This window comes from Fibrella forsythiae (assembly GCF_017353175.1).
Lineage (GTDB): Bacteria > Bacteroidota > Bacteroidia > Cytophagales > Spirosomataceae > Fibrella > Fibrella forsythiae.
On sequence record NZ_JAFMYW010000001.1, the window covers coordinates 835,111 to 857,148 of the forward strand.

Here is a 22,038-nt window from a genome sequence, read left to right on the forward strand (position 1 = left end):
TTCATGCAATCCATTCGCACAACAATTAATCAAAAACATCACGCTACTCAGCCGGTCTCATTCTGGACAACCATCAGACTGATTGTTGCCCCTTTTATTAACGCAAACGCCGACACCTTTGAAGCCCTGAGCCGGGTCGGGCAACCGTTTGGAGGCAACGTGACGAGGCGCGTCTAGCCCCTCCTCAACGTTTGCCCAGTTCAATCACCTGCATATCGCTGATCCGCTTGTCAGCGAGTGTGAAGCGAAGGCAGGTACGTTGCAAATGAAACCCAGTCTTCCCGGCTGCGCCGGGGTTGAGGTACAGCATATTGGTTAGCTTTGGATCACGCACCACCTTCAGAATGTGTGAATGCCCGCAAATGAACAGGTCGGGTGTGTTGGTCTGAAGCAATGGCCGCACAGTTGGGTTGTAGCGCGGAGGAGCTCCCCCAATGTGCGTAATCCAGACAGAGAACCCCTCCAGTTCAAATCGTAGATTGGCCGGATAATCACGCTCTGAATCAATATTGCCGCTAACGATACGCAACGGCCGAAAGGCGGCGAGTTGTTGGGCCACCTCAGGAGCGCCAACATCGCCTGCATGCCAGATTTCCGTACAATCGGCAAAATGTGTAAACACAGCCGGGTCCAGGTAGCTGTGTGTATCGGAGATGAGCCCGATCCGGGTCATAAGGATTGATGCATTACAATGTGCGATGAATTGCCGACGTGCCACTGCCCGTCAACGTACGGGCGCGGTCTCCATAACGTATAATTTGAGCATTATTTCATGATTTCTTCTTTCATCTCTGCACGCATCCGTTTCTTGTCCAGTTTACCAACGCTGGTCTTCGGAATCTCAGACACGAATATGACTCGGTCAGGTACGTACCATTTGTTCAATTCACCCCGGTCTACCCGTGCCTGAAGGGCCGCTTTCACCATATCAGGCTGCAGGGTTTCCTTATAATCGGGTTTAGGCACAATGATGGCGTGTGGGCGTTCGCCCCATTTTTCGTCGGGAAGGCCAATGACGGCCACTTCAGCAACACCCTCTACCTGCGAAAGCAAATCTTCGATTTCCAGCGACGATACCCATTCGCCTCCCGTTTTAATAACGTCTTTGGTGCGGTCGGCAATGTGCACCCAGTTATCGGGTGTGATACTGGCCACGTCACCGGTATGCAACCAGCCATCGCGCCAGAGTTCACTGCCCCGCTCAGGTTCCTGCCAGTAGCCCTGCGTCAGCCAGGGGCCGCGCGCAACAACCTCGCCAACAGCTTCGCCATCGTGGGGCATAAAATTACCCAGTTCATCCATCAACCGCATTTCCACAAACGGAGCAATGCGCCCGGCCTGGGTAAGCAACGGCACCTGCTCGTCGATCGGAAGCGTCCGCTCCTGATCGTTCAAATACGATACGGCCATGATCGGGGCTGTTTCTGACATACCATAGCCCTGATATACCCGAATGCCCATTTTCATTGCCGCTGTAGCCAGACCTTTTGTTAGCGCAGACCCGCCGATGATCACTTTCCAGCGACTTAACTGCTCGCGGAATTGCACCGCTGCCGGACTGCTCACCAGCATATTCAGGATCGTAGGAACACAATGCGAAAACGTGACGCCTTCAGTCAGAATCAGTTTCAGCAGCATCTCCGGTTCATATTTCCCCGGATATACCTGCCGCGCCGACAGCATGGTGGCCAGATACGGAAATCCCCAGGCGTGGACGTGGAACATGGGCGTGATTGGCATGTAAACGTCTGTGGTTGACTGAAAAGAAACCGCCTGATAGCCACACACATACGTACACAGGCCCATAGTATGCATAAACAACTGGCGGTGCGAAAAATATACGCCCTTCGGATGTCCCGTTGTTCCGGTAGTATAAAACGTAGTAGCCAGCGCGTTTTCGTCGAAATCAGGGAAATCGAACGTACCTGACGCCTTTTCTAGCAGGGTTTCGTATTCACCCGCCGTATTGTCAGGAGCCGTAAACGTAGCCGTGTTTATCTGCTTTGTGGCCGCATCATACACCGAATCGCTCAGCACAATCACCGTTTCCACAGTCGTCAGCTGCGAACGGATTCCGTCGAGCAAAGGCAGAAAATCCTCATGGACCAGAATGACCTTGTCGGCGGCGTGATTTATTGTGTACAGGATTTGAAACGGAGAAAGCCGAACGTTGATCGTGTGGAGCACCGCCCCCAGGCAAGGCACAGCAAAAAAAGCTTCCAGATACCGGTGGCTATCCCAGTCCATGACCGCAACGGTGTCTCCCGCCTGAACACCCAAATCGGTTAATGCATTGGCCAGGCGTTGCACCCGCTCGTTAAAAGTCGTGTAGGTCATCCTGAACAGGTTCCGATACACGATCTCCCGGTTTGGCTCATATCGATTCGACTGGCGAAGCAGATTTTTTATCAACATGGGCGGTTCATGAGCCGCCGCAACCCGGGGAATTAGACGAACAGACATACGTAACTACTGGTTATGGCTATGTTAGAGATAAGGGGGTCAATTGCCCAATCTGGCCGGGCTAAATTAACTCATTTTTCGTCAAGCTACTGTCTATAATGACAATAGCGGCAATTCATTGCACCAGTTCATAGTTGATCACCAACGGCCGTAAAACAATACTTTCGAGAGACCCTCTGACGATGAGTATTTATTGTTTATATTTACTTTAAAGTAACATTATATTTCCTCAGTATAAATACCGTTAAATAAAACAGTCATTGTTATTATAGTCATTTGTTCATATTTGTAGCGTATATGCTCATACACCAGCGTGCTGAAAGTTCGATACAGGTGTCGATTTGCTTTACTGAAACCCTATTTTCGGTTAATCAGTGTGATCACCGCTTCGTACCAACTTACTGGCCACTTAACGTGAACCAGTTGACTATCCCAGCTGATCAACGATTTTCTGTACTCACAGAATTGCCGGCAGAATTGCATTTTTTCAACTGTGAAGATTTCATTCTGTCAATGCATAATATTGGCAGTTAATTTGCACTAACCCAAAATAATACAAGACAAACATTAGTACTAAAAGCAGATATATCAACCCATTCACTTTAGACTGATATTATCGCCGTTCTGTTCGTAAATAAAACGATTTTTTTTTCACAGGGTTACTTACATACGAACCAATTATTTACTTTTATGCTTGCGTAGAACACATCAATTTTGTTCTGGCAACGTATATAAACCAGTCATTTATTTTTCTTCGTACCCACCACCGTCTATTAACATCATTATGTTACACGTATACCGTACAGTAGAGGCAATACTGTCTCCACCTTCTGACGAACAATTATGGAGTAAATTTCGACAAGGCGACCAGGATGCTCTCTCTGAAATTTACGAACGTCATAGTAAAAAACTATACGCATATGGACGTAAATTTACTTCCGATAGTGACGTTGTAAAAGATTGTCTCCACGACTTGTTCAGCGATTTCCTAGAGAAGCCAGCATCAGTTTCTGAGACAGGCAGTGTGAAAATGTATTTAATGAAAGCATTACGCCACCGCTTGCTCTCCTACCATAAGAAATACACATACGCATCGCTAGATATGCTCTACGAACTTAGTCTGGCACCTTCCATAGAAGATCAAATCATTGAAAATGAATTAATTGAGTGGCAAATTATCAGTACTCGCCACGCCATAGCCAGGCTAACGAAAAGGCAACAGGAGATCATATTTTTGAAGTATTACTATAGTTTTGATAATCGGGCAATTGCGGAGATCATGGTGTTAAACTATCAGGCTGTCTGTAATTTATTATACCGAACCTTAAAAACTATCCGCATCCTGCTTTCTGAACGCCTCATTCAAGCAGTTGCGCTCTTCTTCACCCTATCCGGACAGCAATTCAGTATAATTTTCACAACAGGTAGTTCGCTAAACTATCTGTGTCAACCAATTATTAAGTACTGCCTGGGATGTATGATCTACCAACAAAGCTGTCTGTAAATAGATCATTCATAGCTTATGTATGAAATAAGCCACATACGCACAATTAAGTATGTAATCCACTAAAAATATTTATTCGGCGTATTGGTTATATCGCTAACTAATTTTTGTAATACCATTGACAGAACGTTCGAATAGCACCAGTCATTTTTAATAATAAAGACAGACTGGATAGTAAGAACAGACTGTAACAGCAAACAAACCATAGTATATTCTTTCAGCTTCGTTCGTACTTACCTACCCCAAATTTTCCGATTAGCTTATAGAGCATGTTGAGTTGTTGTTTATAGATGGTTGCACGTCTTGTTTTAATTGTCGTAGCTGATACGTTAATAAGCTGCAATCATGATCCGTTTATTGCGCTAACTCCAGCTAACCCTAACGGCCTTTGCCAGGTAGGCGTTCCTACCAACGTATACGTAGTACCGTTAGTATTCTTAAAACATCCGGTCTTTTTCATATCTGGCCCGGCAATTGCATTATACCCATTCGTGTTACTTAGTTTTTATACTTATCTACAACTCATGAAATACTTAAAATTATCCCTTCCAGCAACGGCGCTGGTAATTTTGAGTCTGTTTGGTTGTTCAGCCGACAAACAATCCAGCCAGTTGGCTCCCCGTCTGAAAGACAGTCCGCTGCTTGAAATAGCTTACCCCCTTCAGACTGGCAAAGTTCGTTCAGGTACGTATCGGGGGCAGCCGATTGTTTATCAATCCATCAATGGAGAATCCGTTTATCAGGGCGACATACTATTGGCCAGCGGCGATTTATCCGATGCAGATCATGCTTCAGAGGGCGCGGGCAGAACGCTGAAAAGCCTACGCTGGACAGGAAAGACCGTTTACTACACCATTGACCCGGCCCTGCCTTACCAGGATCGTGTTATGGCAGCCATTGCTCATTGGCAAGCCAACACGGCTATTCGCTTTGTGGTACGAACAACGCAGTACAGCTACGTTACTTTCAAGCCTGGCAGTGGTTGCTCGTCGTATGTGGGGCGGCTGGGTGGACAGCAGTTTATTACTCTGGCCGACTGGTGCACGACAGGGAACACAATTCACGAAATCGGCCACACGGTTGGCCTGTATCACGAGCACAGCCGGGCCGATCGCGACAATTCTATCACGATTTTGACGCAAAACATTCTGCCCGGCTACGAGTCAGATTTCCAGACCTATTTACAGCAGAATAAAGATGGCTTTGATCAGCCTGGCGGGTTCGATTTCAATTCGGTGATGATGTACCACTCCTGGAGCTTCTCGGCAAACGGCTTGCCAACCATCACCAAAAAAGACGGATCTACCTTCACGAGTCAGCGCGATTCGCTCTCGGCACTTGATCGGGCAACCGTGCGGACGATGTATCCCTAGGGCGGTCAGTTTGGAGAAGTACCTTCTGGTGTTTGAAACGACACTAGTGCTACTGAAACCATACTTACAAAACAAGAAAACCCGTTGACTATCAACGGGTTTATCTTTTCCTAGTGGAGACGCAGGGATTTGAACCCTGGTCCAGTCAAGGAAAGCGTCGCGCTTTCTACATGCTTAGTTGTGATTGGAATTGTCGGGCGGGCAACTGGCTCACAACTGGCCTATTGACAACCGTACATTGTTTTGTCTCGCTCCTTGTCACAATGATTATCGAAGCCAGCGCTGCGAGTCGACGCCTCCTGATCCAACCGGCAGCACGTAGGTCGGGGAGACGATGGCATTTGCTAAATCCTCCGGATTAAGCAGCCATGGCGTAGTTATATTCGCCAGTTATTGTTTTGACGATTTGTTCGGGTCGGGAAATACCGTCAACTCCCGGCATGCTTACACGCACTTTCGGCAAGCTGTCAATTCCAGTCGCCCCCAGGTAATGTATCTGTATAACCAGCCCTATATGCTGAAAGTTTCAGCCGTTGGTGCTGTCAGATCAAGATCGGTGTATCAACTGTTTATCTACCGGTTGCCACGTTAGCCCCAACTGGCCGCCCGGCTCTGCCCGACAGACGCAGAAAGCTGAACGGGTTCGGGAAATGTTTCGCCAATCGGCCTCTGATTATCAACGTACTAAATAAACAATGTAGCTATCTGCAACCCGTTATTCGTTTCCATCTTAGTGCTGAAACAGTTTCGTTTAAAATGAGTTAACTTGGCAGTAGATAATTCAAAGGGACTATACCCGTACAACGCTTGCTATTGGAACCAGCGGGTTCTGCCAGGGCCATGACTTTGACGCCTTTTGAAACGAGCCTGTACCGGCAGTTAGCCCGATTCTTCGGGCAGCATGACTTTGCCCTGCTTCCTGAGAAAAAGCAGTTTCGCAAAGTCACCCCAACCGGTTTTCAGAACATCATTCTGTCGCCCTCCTATTACGGGCCTACTACCCTGCTCGACGTTAACTTCGGCTGCCGCAATGAGCAGGTTGAGCAGATTGCCCAGCAGTTTCTGCCTACTCTTACCGACTTCCGCCCTGATGCCAATACGCTGCTTATTTCGATTGGCAAGTATAAACAGGTAAACCCGCCGCGCTTCAGTATTCGCACCGACAGTGAACTGGATAGTGTATGTGCCCAGATTACTGACTTCTTCGAAGAAACGGGTTTCGACCTGATCGAGAATTCGATGTCGCTGGGTACGTTGGATACGATCCTGAACGACAATCCCGCGCAGCCTTGTCCATTTGTGTACAACCAGACATTCCGCTGCTATAAAGGCCTGACCGTTGCCAGCCTGACGCATAACCCGCACTTCCTGGGATTAATCGATCTGTACCGGCACCAGCTCACCCGCCAATCGCAGAACGCGTACGAAGCCATGAACTTCGACCGGCTGGTATCGTACCTTCAGCACTACTCGCCAAACTGACTTACGAAATACGAGTTATTGCTTTCGCGTTAGTTTACGCTGATCACAAGTAGTGCGAAAGCAATAACTCGTACTTCGTAACTCGTAAATCATACCAGTGCTCCTTCTTTCAGCGCGTAGGTCGACACCTGAATGGTCTGGATACCGTAGGAACGCAAGACAAAATCGATCAGACAAACGGCCACAACGATCATGTCTACGCGCAGTTCGATCATACCGGGTAATGCCATGCGCTGGGCGTGATTCCGCTCGATCAGGAGTTGGTAGAAGTGATAGAAATCGGCAATGGGCAGGGTAAAGGCGGCCTGCCCGGCGGGCGGCCACGTACCTGACTGTTCGTGATAATACATATCCACGAGCGTATCGAACGAGCCCGACGAGCCCACGAGCACAGTGGGCTGATACTGGTGTACGGCGTTTGTCAGCGGTAATAGCTGTTCCTGAAAGAACGTCTGCATGCGGTTTACCGACGCGGCACTGATGACGTCAGCCTCCCCCATAAACCGTTCCATCAGTCGCTGTCCACCGATTTCGAAGCTTTGTTTCCAGAAGATCCTGCTGTCGTTTCCGATGATGAACTCAACACTGCCGCCCCCAATGTCCATCACCATGACTGTGGCGCCTGCCGGAATGGCCCCCGACGAGCGTACGCCCTGATAAATAAGGCCCGCCTCTTCGTCGCCCGAAAGAACGCGGATTTGAAGGCCCGTCTTCTGCCCGATACGGTCGATAAACGCCTGTTGATTCTGCGCTACCCGAATGGCGCTGGTGCCGTAAACAGCCACATCGGCCGGATTGATCTGGTATTCATCGAGCACTTCCATAAAGTAAGTAAGAACACTCAGGGCGCGCTCAATGGCGTCATCGGTGATGATGCGTTGGGTTATTCCTCCTCCACCCGACGATGAACGGCCAATTTTGGCAGGTCTGCTTTCGCGAAAGAGCGTCTGATACGCTCCGTTGCGGGTAGAATCGGCATTTTTTTGAACAATCATCAGGTGGAACGTGTTGGTTCCGAGGTCGATCACCGCTTGTTTCATGTAGCAGATTTGCTATCTTTGCAGTCCGTTTTGCAAAACACAAAAATACCGGTATTACATGATTATCATTAACGTAAAAGAAAACGAGTCGATTGACAAAGCCCTGAAGCGGTTCAAGAAGAAATTCGAGAAAACAGGGGTGTTGCGTTCATTACGCTCACGTACTGCTTTCCAGAAGCCTTCGATCAGCCGTCGTAAGGATGTCATTCGCGCTGCCTACAAAGAAAAAATGTACGGCAATCACACGCAGCAGTAGTCGATCGGTTTGATTGACGCCCGTTGTTTGAACCGGAATTTTCCGGCAGTACAGGATTACCAGGTTTCATGAATAGATACGTATCTTCGTTCTATTCCTATGCAGCCCGTTCCTCCTCTACCGCCGGCAGATTCCGGTTCTGATTTTTTACAGCATATCCGCTACGAAAAGCGGCTGAGCCACCACACCCTGGTTGCCTACGAAAATGACCTGCTTCAGTTCACCGAATTCTTGCAGGAACACCACCCGGGTACGTTAGCCCGGCAGGCAGATCACCTGCTGATCCGCGCCTGGATTGTATACCTGGTCGAAGCCAAACTCGATAAATCCACAGTAAACAGGAAAATTGCTACGTTGCGCAGTTTCTACGGCTATCTGCTTCGTCGCCAGCAGATCAGTGCCGATCCGATGCAGAAGATCGTGGCACTGAAGATGAGCAAGAAGTTGCCGACATTCGTGGAAGAAAAGCCAATGGCTACCCTGCTCGACGACGTTGATTTCCCCGATGATTTCATTGGCCTGCGCGATAAACTGGTGCTCGAGCTGCTTTACGGCACCGGCATCCGCCTCAGCGAACTGACCGGTCTGAAGCCGGGCGACATTAACCACTACGACCGAACCATTACCGTGCTGGGCAAACGAAACAAGCATCGGATTGTCCCCCTCACGCCGCCGCTTTTCGAGTTGATTGGCCAGTACCAGCAGCAAAAAGCGATTTTCTTCGACGGAAAAGCTGATCCAGGTAGCCTGATCGTCAGTGATAAAGGCATTGCGGCCTACCCGGTGCTGATTCAGCGGATTGTGAACAAGTACCTTTCGCTGGTGACTACACTGGAAAAGAAAAGCCCCCACGTGTTGCGCCATACGTTTGCCACGCATCTGCTCAACCGGGGGGCCGACTTAAACGCTATCAAAGATTTACTGGGCCACAGCAGCCTGGCCGCTACCCAGATCTACACCCACACAAGTCTGGACCAACTCAAAAAAGCCCACGACCAGGCCCATCCAAAGGGAGGGAAATAAGGTTTAAGTGGCAGGTTTCAAGTTTCAAGTGCTCCGCTAATAAACCAGATGGTAGATCAGCGGAGCCCTTGAAACTTGAAACCTGAAACTTAAAGCGCATTTCTCAATAGAACCGGAACGTTAACCCGGCGGAGAGCATCAGGTTCTGGGCGTTGTTGATTTCATTGTACTTGTAGAACACGTTCTGGTACTGGGCCTGGATTTCGCCGCCAAGCCCACCTTCCCGTTTGCCAAACACTTTCAGACCGATGGCCGGCGCAATGGCTCCGGCAAATTTTTTGTCAGCATCAGACAGCGTACCGTAGAAATTAGTGTAGTTCACAAAGGCACCACCACCTGCGATCTGCACGTAGGGCCGAATGGCCGCCGCCGGATCCGTGAAATAATAAGCCGCCGTGGCCATCACGGGTGTGATCGTCAGCGTACGGGTTTGTACCGCCGAAATGGATTCGTCACCAACCTGATACACCGCCCTGGGCAGTCGTTGCTGGCTATACTGATAACCCGTTTGCAGCCCAAGTGAGAATTGCTGGGGAAACTGCCACTCCATCGTTGCCAGCACATTCGTTGGTGAAAGCTTGTCGATGTAGTTGCGCGACGTACCCATTGGCAGACCGACGCCGTATTTCACGGCGCCGTTGAACGTAACGTACCTGTTGTAGGTCGATTGCTGGATCAGGTTGAACGTATTTCGTTCATCACCTTTACCATAATCAGGATTGCCGGGCTGGGGCTGAATTTGCGCCCAGGTCAGCGAAGAGGTCAACAGCATGGAAGCCGTTAACAGATGAGTGAGTTTCATAGGTGAGTCTTAACGGGTTGGACGCAGGTACGTTGACTGAGCAAACGTATCGGCGATAAGTTGATCAACGGCGTTGTCATCAAAGATGCCATTACCACGTACCTCGGCCTGATAGATCACGCGCAATTGATTTTGCGGCGCATTCGGATCGGTATTGGGCGTGGTGATTGGCCGGTTCTTCAGATCAACCAATTGGATCCGCCAGAACTGATCGGCCACCTGGTAGTACTGGTAATAGTTTGGTGCATACAAACCACCGAAGCCGCCATACCCATAGCCCCAGTAATTCCCGTAATAACCGGCATACGGATTGGTTGTAACCCCAGTGTAGACATTATCGACCCGGGTAATAGCCACGCCCAGATCGGCCGGCTGGCCAGCGGTAACCCGTGTGTAACCCCGGTTCGTCAGCTCAGTCGCCACCCGCGATACAAAACGCTGTTCGGTTGGTTGCGCCGACTGGCCATAGCTGTCGTTCGACTCCACAATGACTGAATCGGGCAGGCTAAACGTCTTGTATTGGCTGAAATCGGCTTGCCGATCGTAGTTAGTGATAATCACATTTGAGTCTTGGGGACTCAGGTCATTCGTAGCGGTGCTGTTGCAGGCCGTCAGTCCGGTAGCCAGGCCTAGCGCTACAGCCGCAATAGCCACGACCCGACTGGGTCGCCGCCATACTCCTTGCCTATTCATAGATAAAACGTTGGTTGTTTACTGTCTATAAAACGTATAGAGTAGTGCATTAGTTTGAGTCGATCTGCTCCCTAATTGAATTCTAATTAGTTGGAAACCTATACGACTTTCATAACCTTATAGGGTTAAGAAGAAGCTGTATCTTTATGGCGACAACGTACCTACGTTTAGTGATAAGCCTCAACAACCTATAACCATGAATCTTCAATATTTGGCAGACCATCAAGGGAATGTGACAGGGGTATTCATTCCAATCAAGGAGTGGGATTCTATACGCAAGCAGCTAGACTTACCTGATGAATCTGAGAACCTTCACCGTCAGGAACTGCTAGAAGCGTTCGACCAGATGAAACAAATAAAGCAGGGAAAACTAGCCAAACCTTCGCTAGATGACTTCCTGAATGAACTCAATGAGCATTGAGGTAATACCAATCTTGCCCTTTCAGCGTCAGGCGAAGCGGCTTATTAAAAAGTACCCTTCTTTAAAAAAGGAGATACTACAACTAATCGAGCGGCTTCAAACAGAGCCAACTCAAGGCACTTCGTTGGGAAACGACTGCTACAAAATTCGGCTCGCTATCGCAAGTAAGAGTAAAGGCAAGGCTGGTGGAGCCAGAGTGATCACCTGCGTTTATAGCGCTGACAGTGAAGTATATCTCCTGTCAATTTATGATAAATCCGAACGTTCATCACTCAATGATAGCGAGTTAAAGGAATTGATCTCTTGGATACAAGAAATGAAATAACGTTCCTTCAGCTAAAGTTACTCGTACTTACGCGATCTAGTTTATGTATAGGCGTACCGGAAACCTATACGACTCTCATAACCTTATAGGGTTGAGAAGAAGCCGTATCTTTGCAACCTGAAATGACCTGCGTTACGCCGTGATCTATAAAGAATATAAGAATCTTGACTACGCCCGGTTGGCCGATGAAGTGCTCGACCACTGGAAACGTACCCATGCGTTTGAACAGTCGGTAAGCCTGCGTGAAGGCAAGCCCACGTTTACGTTTTACGAAGGTCCACCCTCGGCCAACGGTATGCCCGGCATTCACCACGTGATGGCCCGGACGATTAAAGATATTTTTTGCCGGTACAAAACCCTGCAAGGGTTTCAGGTCGATCGGAAAGGTGGCTGGGATACCCACGGCCTGCCCATCGAGCTACAGGTCGAGAAAGAACTGGGCATTACCAAAGACGATATTGGTAAGACCATCAGCGTGGAGGAATACAACCAGAAATGCCGGGAAACGGTCATGCGCTTCACCGACCGCTGGAATGACCTGACCGAAAAGATGGGCTACTGGGTCGACCTTGAACACCCGTACGTCACCTACGAAAACAATTACATCGAGTCGGTCTGGTCGCTGCTTAAGAAGCTGTACGACAAAGGCTTGCTGTATAAAGGTTACACAATTCAGCCGTTTTCACCAAAAGCCGGAACGGGACTGAGCTCGCACGAGCTGAATATGCCGGGTACGTATCGCGATGTGCGGGATACGACGATCGTGGCTCAGTTCAAGGTGAAGCCAAACGGCAAATCGGGCTTCCTCTTCTTCGATTCTCAGGATGCCGACGTGTACATCCTGGCCTGGACAACAACACCCTGGACCCTGCCCGCCAACTCGGCCCTGACCGTTGGCGCCAATATTGACTACGTGCTGGTGAAAACGCTCAACCCGTACACACACCGGATTGTGCATGTGGTGCTGGCCAAGAACCTGGTAGGTCGCTGGTTGAGTGAAAAGGCGAAGGTTGAACCAGAAAAAAGCCTGGCGGCATTCGAGGCCTATCTGCCAACAGATAAGGTGATTCCGTGGTCGTTGGTATCTGAATTTAAAGGCCAGCACCTCGAAGGCATCGAGTACGAACAGCTGATGCCCTATGTGCAGCCAGCGCCTTCAGAAGGTAAGCCGTTCCGGGTTATCCTCGGCGATTTCGTAACGACCGAAGACGGCACGGGCGTTGTGCATACCTCGCCAACGTTTGGCGCCGACGACTTCCGGGTATCGCAGCAGAACGGCATTCCGGCCATCATGGTGAAAGACGAGACGGGCAAAGACGTACCTATCGTGGATCGCCACGGTCAGTTTGTCGCCGAAATCACCGACTATGCGGGCAGGTACGTTAAAGAAGAATATTACAGCGACGAAGAGCGGGCCGACCCTGAGTTCAAACCAACGGATGTGCTGATCGCCATTCAGTTGAAAGAAGAAAACAAGGCGTTCCGGGTCGAGAAATACGAACACCCCTACCCCCACTGCTGGCGGACGGACAAACCCATTCTGTATTACCCGCTCGATAGCTGGTTCATTAAAACCACGGCGGTAAAAGATCGGCTGGTGGAATTGAACAAGACCATCAACTGGCAGCCCGAGAGCACGGGCACCGGTCGGTTCGGCAACTGGCTCGAAAACCTGGTCGACTGGAACCTGAGCCGTAGCCGGTTCTGGGGTACGCCCCTACCGATCTGGCGGAGCGAACCAACGCCCGGCGTTCAGCAGGCCGAAGTCTGCATCGGGTCGGTGGAAGAACTGTGTGGGTACGTTTGGGAAGCACTGGCCAGCGATGTGCTGACCGACGAGCAACGGGCCAAGAATGAGGCGTTTCTGGCTGCACATGCCGCCGGCACGTTCGATTTGCACCGTCCTTATTCCGATGAAATCTATTTTGTGTCGGAAGATGGTCAGCTGATGCAGCGCGAGCCGGACCTGATCGACGTTTGGTTCGATTCGGGGGCCATGCCGTATGCGCAATGGCATTATCCGTTCGAGAATCAGGAGGTGTTCGAGCGATCGTTCCCGGCTGATTTCATCTCGGAAGGGGTCGATCAAACGCGCGGCTGGTTCTTTACGTTGCACGCCATCGCCGGTATGCTGTTCGACTCGGTGGCGTTCAAAAACGTAGTATCGACCGGATTGGTCCTCGATAAGAACGGCAATAAAATGTCGAAGCGGCTGGGTAACGGTATCGACCCATTCGACACGCTGGGTACGTATGGGGCCGACGCCACGCGCTGGTACATGATTACCAACGCCGAGCCCTGGGACAACCTGAAGTTTAATATCGACGGTATTGCCGAAGTACAGCGTCGCTTCTTCGGCACGCTGACGAACACGTATAATTTCTTTGCGCTGTACGCCAACCTCGACGGCTATACCATCGAACAGTTCGACCGGATTCCGCGCGAGCAATTACCCGAGCTGGACCGCTGGATCCTGTCGAAGCTGAATACGCTGATCAAGGAAGTGACGGAACAGTTCGATGGATATAATCCCACGAAAGCGGGACGGCTGGTGCAGGATTTCGTAAACGATCAGCTCTCGAACTGGTACGTTCGGCTTTGCCGTCGGCGTTTCTGGGCCGGGGAGTTGAGCACCGACAAACGGGCGGCTTACCAGACCTTACAGCATTGTCTGGCAGCTGTTGCCCAATTGATGTCTCCGATTGCGCCGTTCTACGCCGACTGGCTCTATCAAAACCTGACCGAGCGTGTACGGGAGGAATCAATTGCCGAAAACACGCCGTTCAAGCACGAATCGGTTCATTTCACCGACTGGGCAACGGCCGATGAAAGCTGGATCGACACCGATCTGGAAACGTCGATGGCCTTGGCGCAGCAGATCAGCTCGATGGTTCACGGCCTACGGAAAGGCCACAAGCTGAAAGTTCGTCAACCCCTTTCGCGGCTGCTCATTCCTGTTTTAACGCCTGATACACGGCGTCAGATCGAGCATGTAGCGCCGATCATTCAATCGGAGGTGAACGTGAAGGCGGTGGAGTTTGTGGATGATGCCAGTGGTATTCTGACCAAGAAGGTGAAGCCTAATTTCAAGGCGCTCGGACCGAAATTCGGGAAACAGATGAAAGACGTTGCCGCAGCCATCACCGGTATGAATGGCGATCAACTGGCGGACCTGGAACGTACCCAGCAGATCGAGTTGGCTGGTTTTACCATCACCTTGGCCGACGTGGAGATCCTGACTGAGGATATTCCGGGTTGGGTGGTTGCTGCCGACGGACCGCTGACAGTGGCCCTCGACGTGAACGTAACTGATGAACTGCGCCGCGAAGGCATTGCCCGCGACGTGGTGAACCGGATTCAGAACCTACGGAAAGATCAGCAGTTTGAGGTAACCGACAAGATCCGCATCGAGCTGGAACGAAACAACGACTTGCTGACTGCTGCCGTAGAAGCCAACAAAGCCTACATTCAGCAAGAAGTACAAGCCGTTCAGCTCGACCTGGTAACCGGCCTGAACGGATCGGCCGTCGATATCGAAATGGACGAGTTTGTCCTGAAAGTGAAGATCGAACGCGTATAGTGTAACCGTATTTTTGCAAGAAAGCCGCTAACTGATCTCAGTTAGCGGCTTTCTTGTTTAGGCAGCTGGGTTGCTTACACGTGGCCCTTCGACTCCCCGTTATGCCGTGAACTCGTACTGCGTCAGGCCCAGAATACGGCTGGTGTGCTCGCGCATTTGCTGCGTTAGTTCGGCATCGTTCGCCAGCGACTGTCCGAAGCTTGGAATCATCTTGCGGAATTTCTCCTGCCAGTCGGCCGACTGCATCTCCGTGGGGAAGCACTTGTTCAACAGGTCGATCATGATCGACACGGCGGTTGAGGCACCCGGAGAAGCCCCCAGCAGGGCAGCAATGCTTCCATCTGCGGCACTGACCACTTCGGTACCGAATTCGAGCACGCCGCCTTCTTCATCGTCTTTCTTGATCACCTGCACCCGTTGTCCGGCAATTTCAAGTTCCCAGTCCTGTAGTTGTGCTTCCGGGAAGTATTCGCGCAACGCCGCCAGCTTGTCTTCCGGCGACTGCATCACTTGTTGTATCAGGTATTTCGTCAGCGAAATATTGTGCAGGCCGGCCATCATCATCGGAGCCAGGTTGCTCATCTGAATTGACTTGGGCAGGTCGGAGTATGAGCCGTTTTTCAGGAATTTAGTTGAAAAACCAGCATAAGGACCAAACAGCAGTTCGCGTTTTCCGTCGATCATGCGCGTGTCCAGGTGAGGCACCGACATTGGGGGTGCCCCTACCGATGCTTTACCATACACTTTGGCCTGATGCCGTTCAATGATATTACGATTCAGGCAACGCAGCCACTGCCCACTTACAGGGAACCCACCATAACCACGGCTTTCGGGAATAGCCGATTTTTCGAGCAACCGCAACGAGCCGCCACCGGCACCAATGAACACGAATTTTGCGTGTACATCGCGGGTGGCTCCGGTTGTTACGTTCTCGACTTCAATCTTCCAGCCGCCCAGGGTTTTCGACCGCCAGATTTCGTGCACATCGTGCGCAAAATGAATCGACACACCGGGCATTTCTTCCAGCCGACGGAACATAGCCCGGGTTAGCGTACCGAAATTCACATCGGTACCCATGTCCATTCGGGTGGCGGCAACGGGCTGGCCCGGATCACGACCATCCATGACGAGCGGCGTCCAGTCGGCAATTTTGGCTTTATCCTCCGTATACTGCATGCCCTGGAACAGGTGCGATCGGGTCAGCGCTTCGTGGCGACGGCGCAGGTACGTTACGTTGTCGTCGCCCCAGACGAAACTCATATGTGGAATGGGCCGGATAAAATTCGGGGCATCTTTCAGGAACCCCTCCTCAACCAGATGCGCCCAGAATTGCTTCGATTGCTCGAAGGATTCGGCAATCTTCACGGCTTTCGATGTTTCGATGGTGCCGTCTTCCCGTTCGGGGGTATAGTTGAGTTCGCAGAAGGCAGAGTGACCGGTGCCGGCATTATTCCAGGCGTCAGAGCTCTCGGCAGCGGCCTGATCAAGCCGCTCAAAAATTTGAATCGTGATATCAGGGTTCAGCTCCTTCAGCATCACCCCGAGCGTTGCACTCATGATGCCCGCTCCTATTAAAATAACGTCTGACGATTGAACGTGCGCGTCTTTTCGTTTTCCCATGCTTGTAGTTGATGGGCTAATCGCCCCCTGAATAAAGACCAAAAAGAGTTGTTCGTTGTTCCCAAAAACACGGAAAAATACAAGATTAGTGATCGTGTAGAACCCTACCATGATGCGGTTGTACATTTGATAGTAAGCATCCGCCATTCACACGAAAGCTTCCCTCCCCCTTAGCCCAATCGGTAGAAGCCTGCCAACGTACTGCTTTGACCAGTATGCTTCGTTTCGCTCCTGTTCATGTCATCGTTGGCGGTCTATGTCTGGTCCAGGCCGCCGCTGCCCAGCCCACTCCCGCCCGGCCCGACCTGCGGCAGGGGGCTTATTATACCGAAGCGGAAGGTGCTAAACGACTAACCGACACCGCACAAACGTACCTGACGCGCGCGGCCTGGGAAAAGCGGGCAACCCTACTACGCCAGGGACTGCACGACGGCATGGAACTACCCGAAAAGCCAGCGTTCGCTCCGCTGGTTTTATTTCGCCACAGTCTGCAGCAACTGGATGGATACACGGTTGAAAACGTAGCTTTCGAGAGCCTGCCAGGCATTTTCATTACGGGCAATTTGTACCGGCCACTGAGCATGATGGGTAAACGTCCAGCAATTTTGAGCCAGCATGGCCATGCCAAAACGCTTGATGGCCGCACGCCGGAATCGACCCAACAGCGGTGCGCTACCCTGGCCCGAATGGGCGCGGTTGTGTTTGCCTACGACATGATTGGCTACGGCGATAGCAAACAGTGTGAACATAAGTTGCCCAAGGCTCTGAAAATTCAGACAATGAATAGTATTCGGGCGGTCGATTTTCTGGTAAGTCTGCCGGAGGTAGATCCAGCTCGCATTGGCGTTACGGGTGAATCGGGCGGAGGCACGCAGGCCTTCATGCTGGCTGCACTCGATCCGCGCGTTACGGTGGCCGTTCCGGTCGTGATGGTATCAGCCCATTTTTTTGGCGGCTGCCCCTGTGAGAGCGGTATGCCTGTTCACAAGCGACCGAGCCACGAAACATCCAACGCTGAACTCACGGCGCTGATCGCTCCCCGGCCGCTGCTCCTGATTTCTGATGGGAAAGACTGGACCAAGAATACGCCAGCCGTTGAGTACCCGTTTATGCAGGGCGTTTACCGGCTGTACAATGCAGAAAGCCAGGTAGCCAACGTGCACCTGCCCGACGAAGGCCATGATTACGGGCCCAACAAACGAGCAGCAGCCTATCAGTTTCTGGCGAAACACTTAGGCCTTGACCTAAATCGCGTGCTCAAAAATGGGCAACCCGATGAGAGTCGAAACACGATTCTTTCCCCGGAAGCCCTTCGTGTTTTTACGGACGAGCATCCCCGGCCCGCTCAGGCTGCCATGGGCGACGAAGCTGTATCTGCGCTGTTGAACTAACCCCCTCCCGGCCATGAAATACGTTGCCTGCTGTCTTGCCAGTTTACTAGTGCTGACCAGTACACTGGCTGCCGCCCAGATACCAAGAACCTACAAGGGTAAACCGTTCAGGGATGCGGGATACACCAAAGGCGCACAGCCTATTCCGGGCCGGGTAGAGCTGGCGTATTATGATCTGGGGGGCGAAGGCGTTGCCTACCATGATACCGATCCGATCAACAACGGAAGCGGGAAGCTGAATCGTGAGCCAATCCACGCGCGACCCGGCATTCCTGATTACCTGCTCCATTTCAGAGAAAAAGAAGGCGTCGATATTTCTTTCACCAAAGATTTCGCCGACTTCAACCATCCCAACCAGGTTGATCCGAAAGTAAATCAGCTTTACATCGGCTGGCAGGAAGATGGCGAGTGGACCAACTACACGGTCGATGTGAAAGTGCCTGGGCGGTACAGGATCAGTACGATTTATGGCTTCCAGGATAACAAATCGTCGCTATGGCTAAACGGCCTAAAAGTAGTTGACCTCGTTTTGCCTGAAAACACGGGTGACTACCACCGTTGGACACAGGCAACTGTTGGCGAGATTACCTTCCCTACGGCAGGCCCAAACCTGCTTACGCTGTACTATAACAAAGGATCAAACCTGGCCTACCTCGATTTCATCTGGATTCACCCCCAGCCGGGAAAGAAGTGATATGGCGATGGCCCTGGTAAGCCTGAAGGGTGGTTACGCCAGCTGAAATGACACCTTCAACCCGGCGGTAACCACTAAGCGCGCACAAGCCGGGTAGGTTACTGCGTGGCATGCCGATAAAGTTGGCGGCTCTTTAATTTGACAGTCTGCCAGAAACAACGCAGGTAGGTACGTTGCTTCGTCCTATTTTCGGGCTATGAAACACGTACCTGCGCTGCTCAGCATCTGGTTGTTCGTCCTCATCCAGCATGCCTTTTCACAGCCGATCACCCCAACGCTGGGGCGCGAATGGATTTATACCGAAGCGCCGTTTCCCGAGTGTCATGCGTCTACGCTGGCTGAAACACCCTCCGGCCTGGTTGCCGCCTGGTTTGGCGGGCAATATGAACGCCATCCCGATGTAGGCATCTGGACCAGTCAACGAACAGCTACAGGCTGGACACCGCCCGTTGAGGTCGCCAATGGCGTTCAACCTGATGGGAAGCACCTGCCCTGCTGGAACCCAGTGCTGTTTCAGGTACCCAAAGGCGAATTGTTGTTATTCTATAAGGTTGGCCCAAGCCCATCAACCTGGTGGGGCATGCTGAAACGGTCGACCGATGACGGGAAAACCTGGACAGCCCCGGAACGGCTGCCAGACGGTATTGCAGGGCCGATCAAGAATAAGCCGGTGTTACTTGCTTCAGGTACGTTACTTTGCCCAAGCAGTTCAGAAGATCATAATTGGCGGGTGCATTTCGAGCAAACCAGCGACTGGGGTAAGACCTGGCAGCGATCGGCACCCATCAACGAAGGAATCACCGACGGCGCTATTCAGCCAAGTGTCTTATTTCATAAAAATGGGCAGTTACAGGCACTTTGTCGCAGTCAGAAAAGCGGGTTTGTCCTGGAAACCTGGTCGAAAGATGGTGGTAAAACCTGGTCGGCACGGGCGAAAACCAAACTACCGAACCCTAATTCAGGCACCGACGCCGTGACCCTGGCCGATGGGCGCCATGTGCTGGTGTATAACCCAACCTCGCCCACACCGGGGCAGTTTGGCGGCCCCCGTACACCACTTCATGCGGCCATTTCTGCTGATGGCAAAACCTGGAAAACGCTGGCTGTGCTGGAAAATGAACCTGGTGAATACTCCTACCCAGCCGTTATTCAAACGGCTGACGGACTGGTTCATATCTCCTACACCTGGAAACGCCAGCGCGTTCGGCATGTGGTGCTTAACCCCAACGCACCGAATGCCAGTAAATGAGGTAAGCCGCTGATTTCTCTAAACGCCCCGCTGCCGCTTTAGCTCTGTGATTTCGAAATCGAATGGCAGTTCCCTCATGCACTTAAAATGGCCGAGCGGGCATTTGTCATAGCCGATTTTGGAACAGGGCCTGCACCCCAGCTTGCTGTTTTCCAGGGCAACGTACGGCGTCTTGTAAGGATACATTCCGAAGGCAGGAACCGTGTTTCCCCAGATCGAGTATACCTTCTTTTTCAGCGCGGCGGCAATGTGCATCAGGCCAGTATCGTGGCTGAACACCACGCGGGCACCCTGCAAGAGCGATGCCGACTGGTTCAGGTTGTAGCGGCCGCAGGCATTGTAGATCAGGCTCGACCCCAATGCCGTTTCAATCAGATCACCCGCCGTCTGGTCTTCTTTACCACCCAGCAGCACCACCGGGTAGTCTATCTTGCGGCATAGCTCAATCATCCGGTCAATGGGCAGCTTTTTGGTGGCATGCTGCCCACCAATTGCGTAGGCAACGTACCCAGTCTGGTGCGTGTTGGGCAGCCAGTTCGGTTCAACCTGATCTTTATAAGGAATGTAATAATCGAGCCCTTTACCGTCGTTGCTTACGCCCAGAGGCAGTACCGTAGCCAGGTACCGATCAACGATGTGTATGTCTGGTAACGTGTTGATCTTGAAGCGGACCAGCAACCATTTGCTCAGGTTCAGTTTATCGAACGAGTAGGCTTTAACGCCAAGTTGCAGCTTGATCAGACGCGTACGCAGGTTCTGGTGCAGGTCGATGATGAAGTCGAATTGTTCGGCTTTCAATTGCTTTACCAGCGTCTGTAGCGACCCCTCGAGATAATGGGTTTTATCGATATAGGGGTTATCGTCCAGCAGGGTGGCAAAACCTCGCTTAGTGGCATAATGCACCTCCGCGTCGGGTATCTGCTGTTTCAGACACCGAACCACAGGCGTCGTCAGCACGATGTCGCCGATCGACGAAAAGCGAAGGATGAGGAACTTGGTAGCCATGACGCCAAAATTACACCTAAAACGGCCACCATCGAGGTTTAATGGCCGTACGGTAGTCGCTTTCTTCGCAGGCAATGCAGGGCGGTATACCCGGTACTGGCGGCGGAACATATTTGAAATTAGGCGTACCTACCCCTTTAGACCGGTCAACCACATAAGGCATTTTCTGCCCGCCCGACGCACTGAAATACCCAATGACCAGTTCGCCGGGGTTGCTGACCGATACAATGTTCCCGCGGATTGAAGACGGTGCCGTGTCGAAGATGCCCCCGTTGCTTTTTGTGAGATTCTCGATGGTTTTGTAGTACAGATAGGCATCGCGCGAAATAGTCAGCTGCTCAATCTCCATGTAATAGCCACTGGTTGCGGCAAATGGTGCACGGGCAATAAACTGGCGGCTGATCGCTTTGCCATTCACCTGCTCATCAGAGGTAACATTTACGCAGTTTGCGCCCGAGCACCTGAAAATATCCCAGCAATCGTTGCAGCAGAAGACTCCGTATTCGGCCCCATTCGCGAACGTCACAATAGTACAATACTTCAGGGCTTCGAAGTGGGTCCAGTTCCACCGGTAATAATCACCCGTGGTAGCGGGGTCTTTCGTGTCCAGATACACGTTAAAGCCTTTATCCGGCATCAGCAGTCCATCGACCGGAACCTCCGTGTACTCATCATAGATCCGGTCAATGGCCGGTGCAGCCTTCAGCAGTTCCGGTTTCGATTCATACCGGCGGCCGTCGGGTAAGGTAACCAGCAGTTTGTAGGTACGTCCTGCCTGCCCCTGGAACGACGCCGGCGTACGGTACATGCCTTTGCCGATCTCGCTAAATCGCTGTTGCCTGCCCAGATCATCCGCCACGATAACCGTAGCGCCTGTGACAATATAATTCAGCGCTTTGAAGGTAAAATCATCGGTATAGGTCAGCGTAACCTGATGCGGGCCAGGCTGGTCAGTAATGTAGCCGTCAACGATCAGCAATTTCCCGCTCAGCGACTTCGTGTCCGGCTGATAGGGCGTTATACACGACATCACCGCCGCAGCAAGCAGCAGATGAACAAAAAGATTAATTACGGTTCGGTTCATAGCTGTTGAGGTGGCCGGTAGTACAAGGCTGTC

General features: G+C 51.5%; 20 protein-coding genes and 1 other RNA gene. 12 read left to right on the top strand and 9 right to left on the bottom strand.

Features of this window, described 5'->3' with window-relative positions; all coding sequences use genetic code 11:
- Positions 1-3 precede the first annotated feature (3 nt).
- Entirely contained in the window at positions 4-177 is a 174-nt protein-coding gene (locus tag J2I46_RS04005) for a hypothetical protein (protein ID WP_207327635.1), read from the top strand.
- A 7-nt stretch (positions 178-184) separates the two neighbouring features.
- On the opposite strand, the gene J2I46_RS04010 is transcribed toward J2I46_RS04005, so the two are convergent.
- Together J2I46_RS04010 and J2I46_RS04015 are read right to left on the bottom strand one after the other, a co-directional pair.
- Positions 185-673, bottom strand: a complete 489-nt coding sequence (locus J2I46_RS04010) for a metallophosphoesterase family protein (RefSeq protein WP_207327637.1) — start codon at positions 671-673, stop codon at positions 185-187.
- 92 nt (positions 674-765) lie between these two features.
- Positions 766-2,463 (bottom strand): fatty acid--CoA ligase, encoded by a 1,698-nt coding sequence (locus tag J2I46_RS04015; RefSeq protein ID WP_207327638.1) that lies wholly within the window; start codon positions 2,461-2,463, stop codon positions 766-768.
- Positions 2,464-3,247: 784 nt separating this feature from the next.
- Between J2I46_RS04015 and J2I46_RS04020 the strand changes: the two genes are divergently transcribed.
- Entirely contained in the window at positions 3,248-3,967 is a 720-nt protein-coding gene (locus J2I46_RS04020) for an RNA polymerase sigma factor (RefSeq protein WP_207327639.1), read from the top strand.
- A gap of 524 nt (positions 3,968-4,491) precedes the next feature.
- Positions 4,492-5,340 (top strand): M12 family metallopeptidase, encoded by an 849-nt coding sequence (locus tag J2I46_RS04025; RefSeq protein WP_207327640.1) that lies wholly within the window; start codon positions 4,492-4,494, stop codon positions 5,338-5,340.
- Between the two features lie 111 nt (positions 5,341-5,451).
- Here J2I46_RS04025 and ssrA read toward each other — a convergent pair.
- Positions 5,452-5,825, bottom strand: a transfer-messenger RNA (tmRNA) gene (gene ssrA / locus J2I46_RS04030).
- A 355-nt stretch (positions 5,826-6,180) separates the two neighbouring features.
- On the opposite strand from ssrA, the gene J2I46_RS04035 reads away from it, so the two are divergent.
- Positions 6,181-6,822, top strand: a complete 642-nt coding sequence (locus J2I46_RS04035; protein WP_207327641.1) for a hypothetical protein — start codon at positions 6,181-6,183, stop codon at positions 6,820-6,822.
- A gap of 89 nt (positions 6,823-6,911) precedes the next feature.
- Here J2I46_RS04035 and J2I46_RS04040 read toward each other — a convergent pair whose 3' ends face one another.
- Complete coding sequence (locus J2I46_RS04040) at positions 6,912-7,862, bottom strand: Ppx/GppA phosphatase family protein (RefSeq protein WP_207327642.1); 951 nt, start codon at positions 7,860-7,862, stop codon at positions 6,912-6,914.
- Between the two features lie 58 nt (positions 7,863-7,920).
- Between J2I46_RS04040 and rpsU the strand changes: the two genes are divergently transcribed.
- Both rpsU and J2I46_RS04050 read left to right on the top strand, forming a co-directional pair.
- Complete coding sequence (gene rpsU, locus J2I46_RS04045) at positions 7,921-8,118, top strand: 30S ribosomal protein S21 (protein WP_085413261.1); 198 nt, start codon at positions 7,921-7,923, stop codon at positions 8,116-8,118.
- A 99-nt stretch (positions 8,119-8,217) separates the two neighbouring features.
- Positions 8,218-9,141 carry a tyrosine-type recombinase/integrase gene (locus J2I46_RS04050; protein WP_207327643.1) on the top strand — a complete coding sequence of 308 codons (924 nt, stop codon included), beginning with the start codon at positions 8,218-8,220 and terminating at the stop codon, positions 9,139-9,141.
- 103 nt (positions 9,142-9,244) lie between these two features.
- On the opposite strand, the gene J2I46_RS04055 is transcribed toward J2I46_RS04050, so the two are convergent.
- Both J2I46_RS04055 and J2I46_RS04060 read right to left on the bottom strand, forming a co-directional pair.
- Positions 9,245-9,943 (bottom strand): porin family protein, encoded by a 699-nt coding sequence (locus tag J2I46_RS04055; protein WP_207327644.1) that lies wholly within the window; start codon positions 9,941-9,943, stop codon positions 9,245-9,247.
- Between the two features lie 9 nt (positions 9,944-9,952).
- Entirely contained in the window at positions 9,953-10,636 is a 684-nt protein-coding gene (locus J2I46_RS04060) for a DUF4136 domain-containing protein (RefSeq protein ID WP_207327645.1), read from the bottom strand.
- Between the two features lie 196 nt (positions 10,637-10,832).
- Here J2I46_RS04060 and J2I46_RS04065 point away from each other — a divergent pair, with 196 nt between their 5' ends.
- From J2I46_RS04065 to ileS, 3 genes are all read left to right on the top strand, one after another.
- Positions 10,833-11,057, top strand: coding sequence for a hypothetical protein (locus J2I46_RS04065; protein WP_207327646.1), 225 nt, complete (start codon positions 10,833-10,835; stop codon positions 11,055-11,057).
- Positions 11,047-11,382, top strand: a complete 336-nt coding sequence (locus J2I46_RS04070) for a type II toxin-antitoxin system RelE/ParE family toxin (RefSeq protein ID WP_207327647.1) — start codon at positions 11,047-11,049, stop codon at positions 11,380-11,382. Before J2I46_RS04065 ends, J2I46_RS04070 begins: the two co-directional genes overlap by 11 nt.
- A 139-nt stretch (positions 11,383-11,521) precedes the next feature.
- Positions 11,522-14,962, top strand: a complete 3,441-nt coding sequence (gene ileS / locus J2I46_RS04075; protein ID WP_207327648.1) for an isoleucine--tRNA ligase — start codon at positions 11,522-11,524, stop codon at positions 14,960-14,962.
- A 99-nt stretch (positions 14,963-15,061) separates the two neighbouring features.
- On the opposite strand, the gene J2I46_RS04080 is transcribed toward ileS, so the two are convergent.
- Positions 15,062-16,582 carry a malate:quinone oxidoreductase gene (locus tag J2I46_RS04080; RefSeq protein WP_229379479.1) on the bottom strand — a complete coding sequence of 507 codons (1,521 nt, stop codon included), beginning with the start codon at positions 16,580-16,582 and terminating at the stop codon, positions 15,062-15,064.
- Between the two features lie 215 nt (positions 16,583-16,797).
- Between J2I46_RS04080 and J2I46_RS04085 the strand changes: the two genes are divergently transcribed.
- The 3 genes from J2I46_RS04085 (at position 16,798) to J2I46_RS04095 (ending at position 19,916) form a co-directional block, all read left to right on the top strand.
- Positions 16,798-17,973, top strand: coding sequence for an alpha/beta hydrolase family protein (locus J2I46_RS04085; RefSeq protein WP_207327649.1), 1,176 nt, complete (start codon positions 16,798-16,800; stop codon positions 17,971-17,973).
- Between the two features lie 13 nt (positions 17,974-17,986).
- Entirely contained in the window at positions 17,987-18,667 is a 681-nt protein-coding gene (locus J2I46_RS04090) for a carbohydrate-binding protein (protein WP_207327650.1), read from the top strand.
- 196 nt (positions 18,668-18,863) lie between these two features.
- Positions 18,864-19,916 carry a sialidase family protein gene (locus tag J2I46_RS04095; RefSeq protein WP_207327651.1) on the top strand — a complete coding sequence of 351 codons (1,053 nt, stop codon included), beginning with the start codon at positions 18,864-18,866 and terminating at the stop codon, positions 19,914-19,916.
- Between the two features lie 18 nt (positions 19,917-19,934).
- On the opposite strand, the gene J2I46_RS04100 is transcribed toward J2I46_RS04095, so the two are convergent.
- Entirely contained in the window at positions 19,935-20,921 is a 987-nt protein-coding gene (locus tag J2I46_RS04100; protein WP_207327652.1) for a glycosyltransferase family 9 protein, read from the bottom strand.
- Between the two features lie 16 nt (positions 20,922-20,937).
- Positions 20,938-22,005, bottom strand: coding sequence for a DUF4249 domain-containing protein (locus J2I46_RS04105; protein ID WP_207327653.1), 1,068 nt, complete (start codon positions 22,003-22,005; stop codon positions 20,938-20,940).
- Positions 22,006-22,038 lie beyond the last annotated feature (33 nt).

Coding starts and splice junctions, on each gene's coding strand:
- J2I46_RS04005 (WP_207327635.1), top strand. CDS start 4: ATGCAATCCATTCGCACAACAATTAATCAAAAACATCACGCTACTCAG.
- J2I46_RS04010 (WP_207327637.1), bottom strand. CDS start 673: ATGACCCGGATCGGGCTCATCTCCGATACACACAGCTACCTGGACCCG.
- J2I46_RS04015 (WP_207327638.1), bottom strand. CDS start 2,463: ATGTCTGTTCGTCTAATTCCCCGGGTTGCGGCGGCTCATGAACCGCCC.
- J2I46_RS04020 (WP_207327639.1), top strand. CDS start 3,248: ATGTTACACGTATACCGTACAGTAGAGGCAATACTGTCTCCACCTTCT.
- J2I46_RS04025 (WP_207327640.1), top strand. CDS start 4,492: ATGAAATACTTAAAATTATCCCTTCCAGCAACGGCGCTGGTAATTTTG.
- J2I46_RS04035 (WP_207327641.1), top strand. CDS start 6,181: ATGACTTTGACGCCTTTTGAAACGAGCCTGTACCGGCAGTTAGCCCGA.
- J2I46_RS04040 (WP_207327642.1), bottom strand. CDS start 7,862: ATGAAACAAGCGGTGATCGACCTCGGAACCAACACGTTCCACCTGATG.
- rpsU (WP_085413261.1), top strand. CDS start 7,921: ATGATTATCATTAACGTAAAAGAAAACGAGTCGATTGACAAAGCCCTG.
- J2I46_RS04050 (WP_207327643.1), top strand. CDS start 8,218: ATGCAGCCCGTTCCTCCTCTACCGCCGGCAGATTCCGGTTCTGATTTT.
- J2I46_RS04055 (WP_207327644.1), bottom strand. CDS start 9,943: ATGAAACTCACTCATCTGTTAACGGCTTCCATGCTGTTGACCTCTTCG.
- J2I46_RS04060 (WP_207327645.1), bottom strand. CDS start 10,636: ATGAATAGGCAAGGAGTATGGCGGCGACCCAGTCGGGTCGTGGCTATT.
- J2I46_RS04065 (WP_207327646.1), top strand. CDS start 10,833: ATGAATCTTCAATATTTGGCAGACCATCAAGGGAATGTGACAGGGGTA.
- J2I46_RS04070 (WP_207327647.1), top strand. CDS start 11,047: ATGAGCATTGAGGTAATACCAATCTTGCCCTTTCAGCGTCAGGCGAAG.
- J2I46_RS04080 (WP_229379479.1), bottom strand. CDS start 16,582: ATGGGAAAACGAAAAGACGCGCACGTTCAATCGTCAGACGTTATTTTA.
- J2I46_RS04085 (WP_207327649.1), top strand. CDS start 16,798: ATGCTTCGTTTCGCTCCTGTTCATGTCATCGTTGGCGGTCTATGTCTG.
- J2I46_RS04090 (WP_207327650.1), top strand. CDS start 17,987: ATGAAATACGTTGCCTGCTGTCTTGCCAGTTTACTAGTGCTGACCAGT.
- J2I46_RS04095 (WP_207327651.1), top strand. CDS start 18,864: ATGAAACACGTACCTGCGCTGCTCAGCATCTGGTTGTTCGTCCTCATC.
- J2I46_RS04100 (WP_207327652.1), bottom strand. CDS start 20,921: ATGGCTACCAAGTTCCTCATCCTTCGCTTTTCGTCGATCGGCGACATC.
- J2I46_RS04105 (WP_207327653.1), bottom strand. CDS start 22,005: ATGAACCGAACCGTAATTAATCTTTTTGTTCATCTGCTGCTTGCTGCG.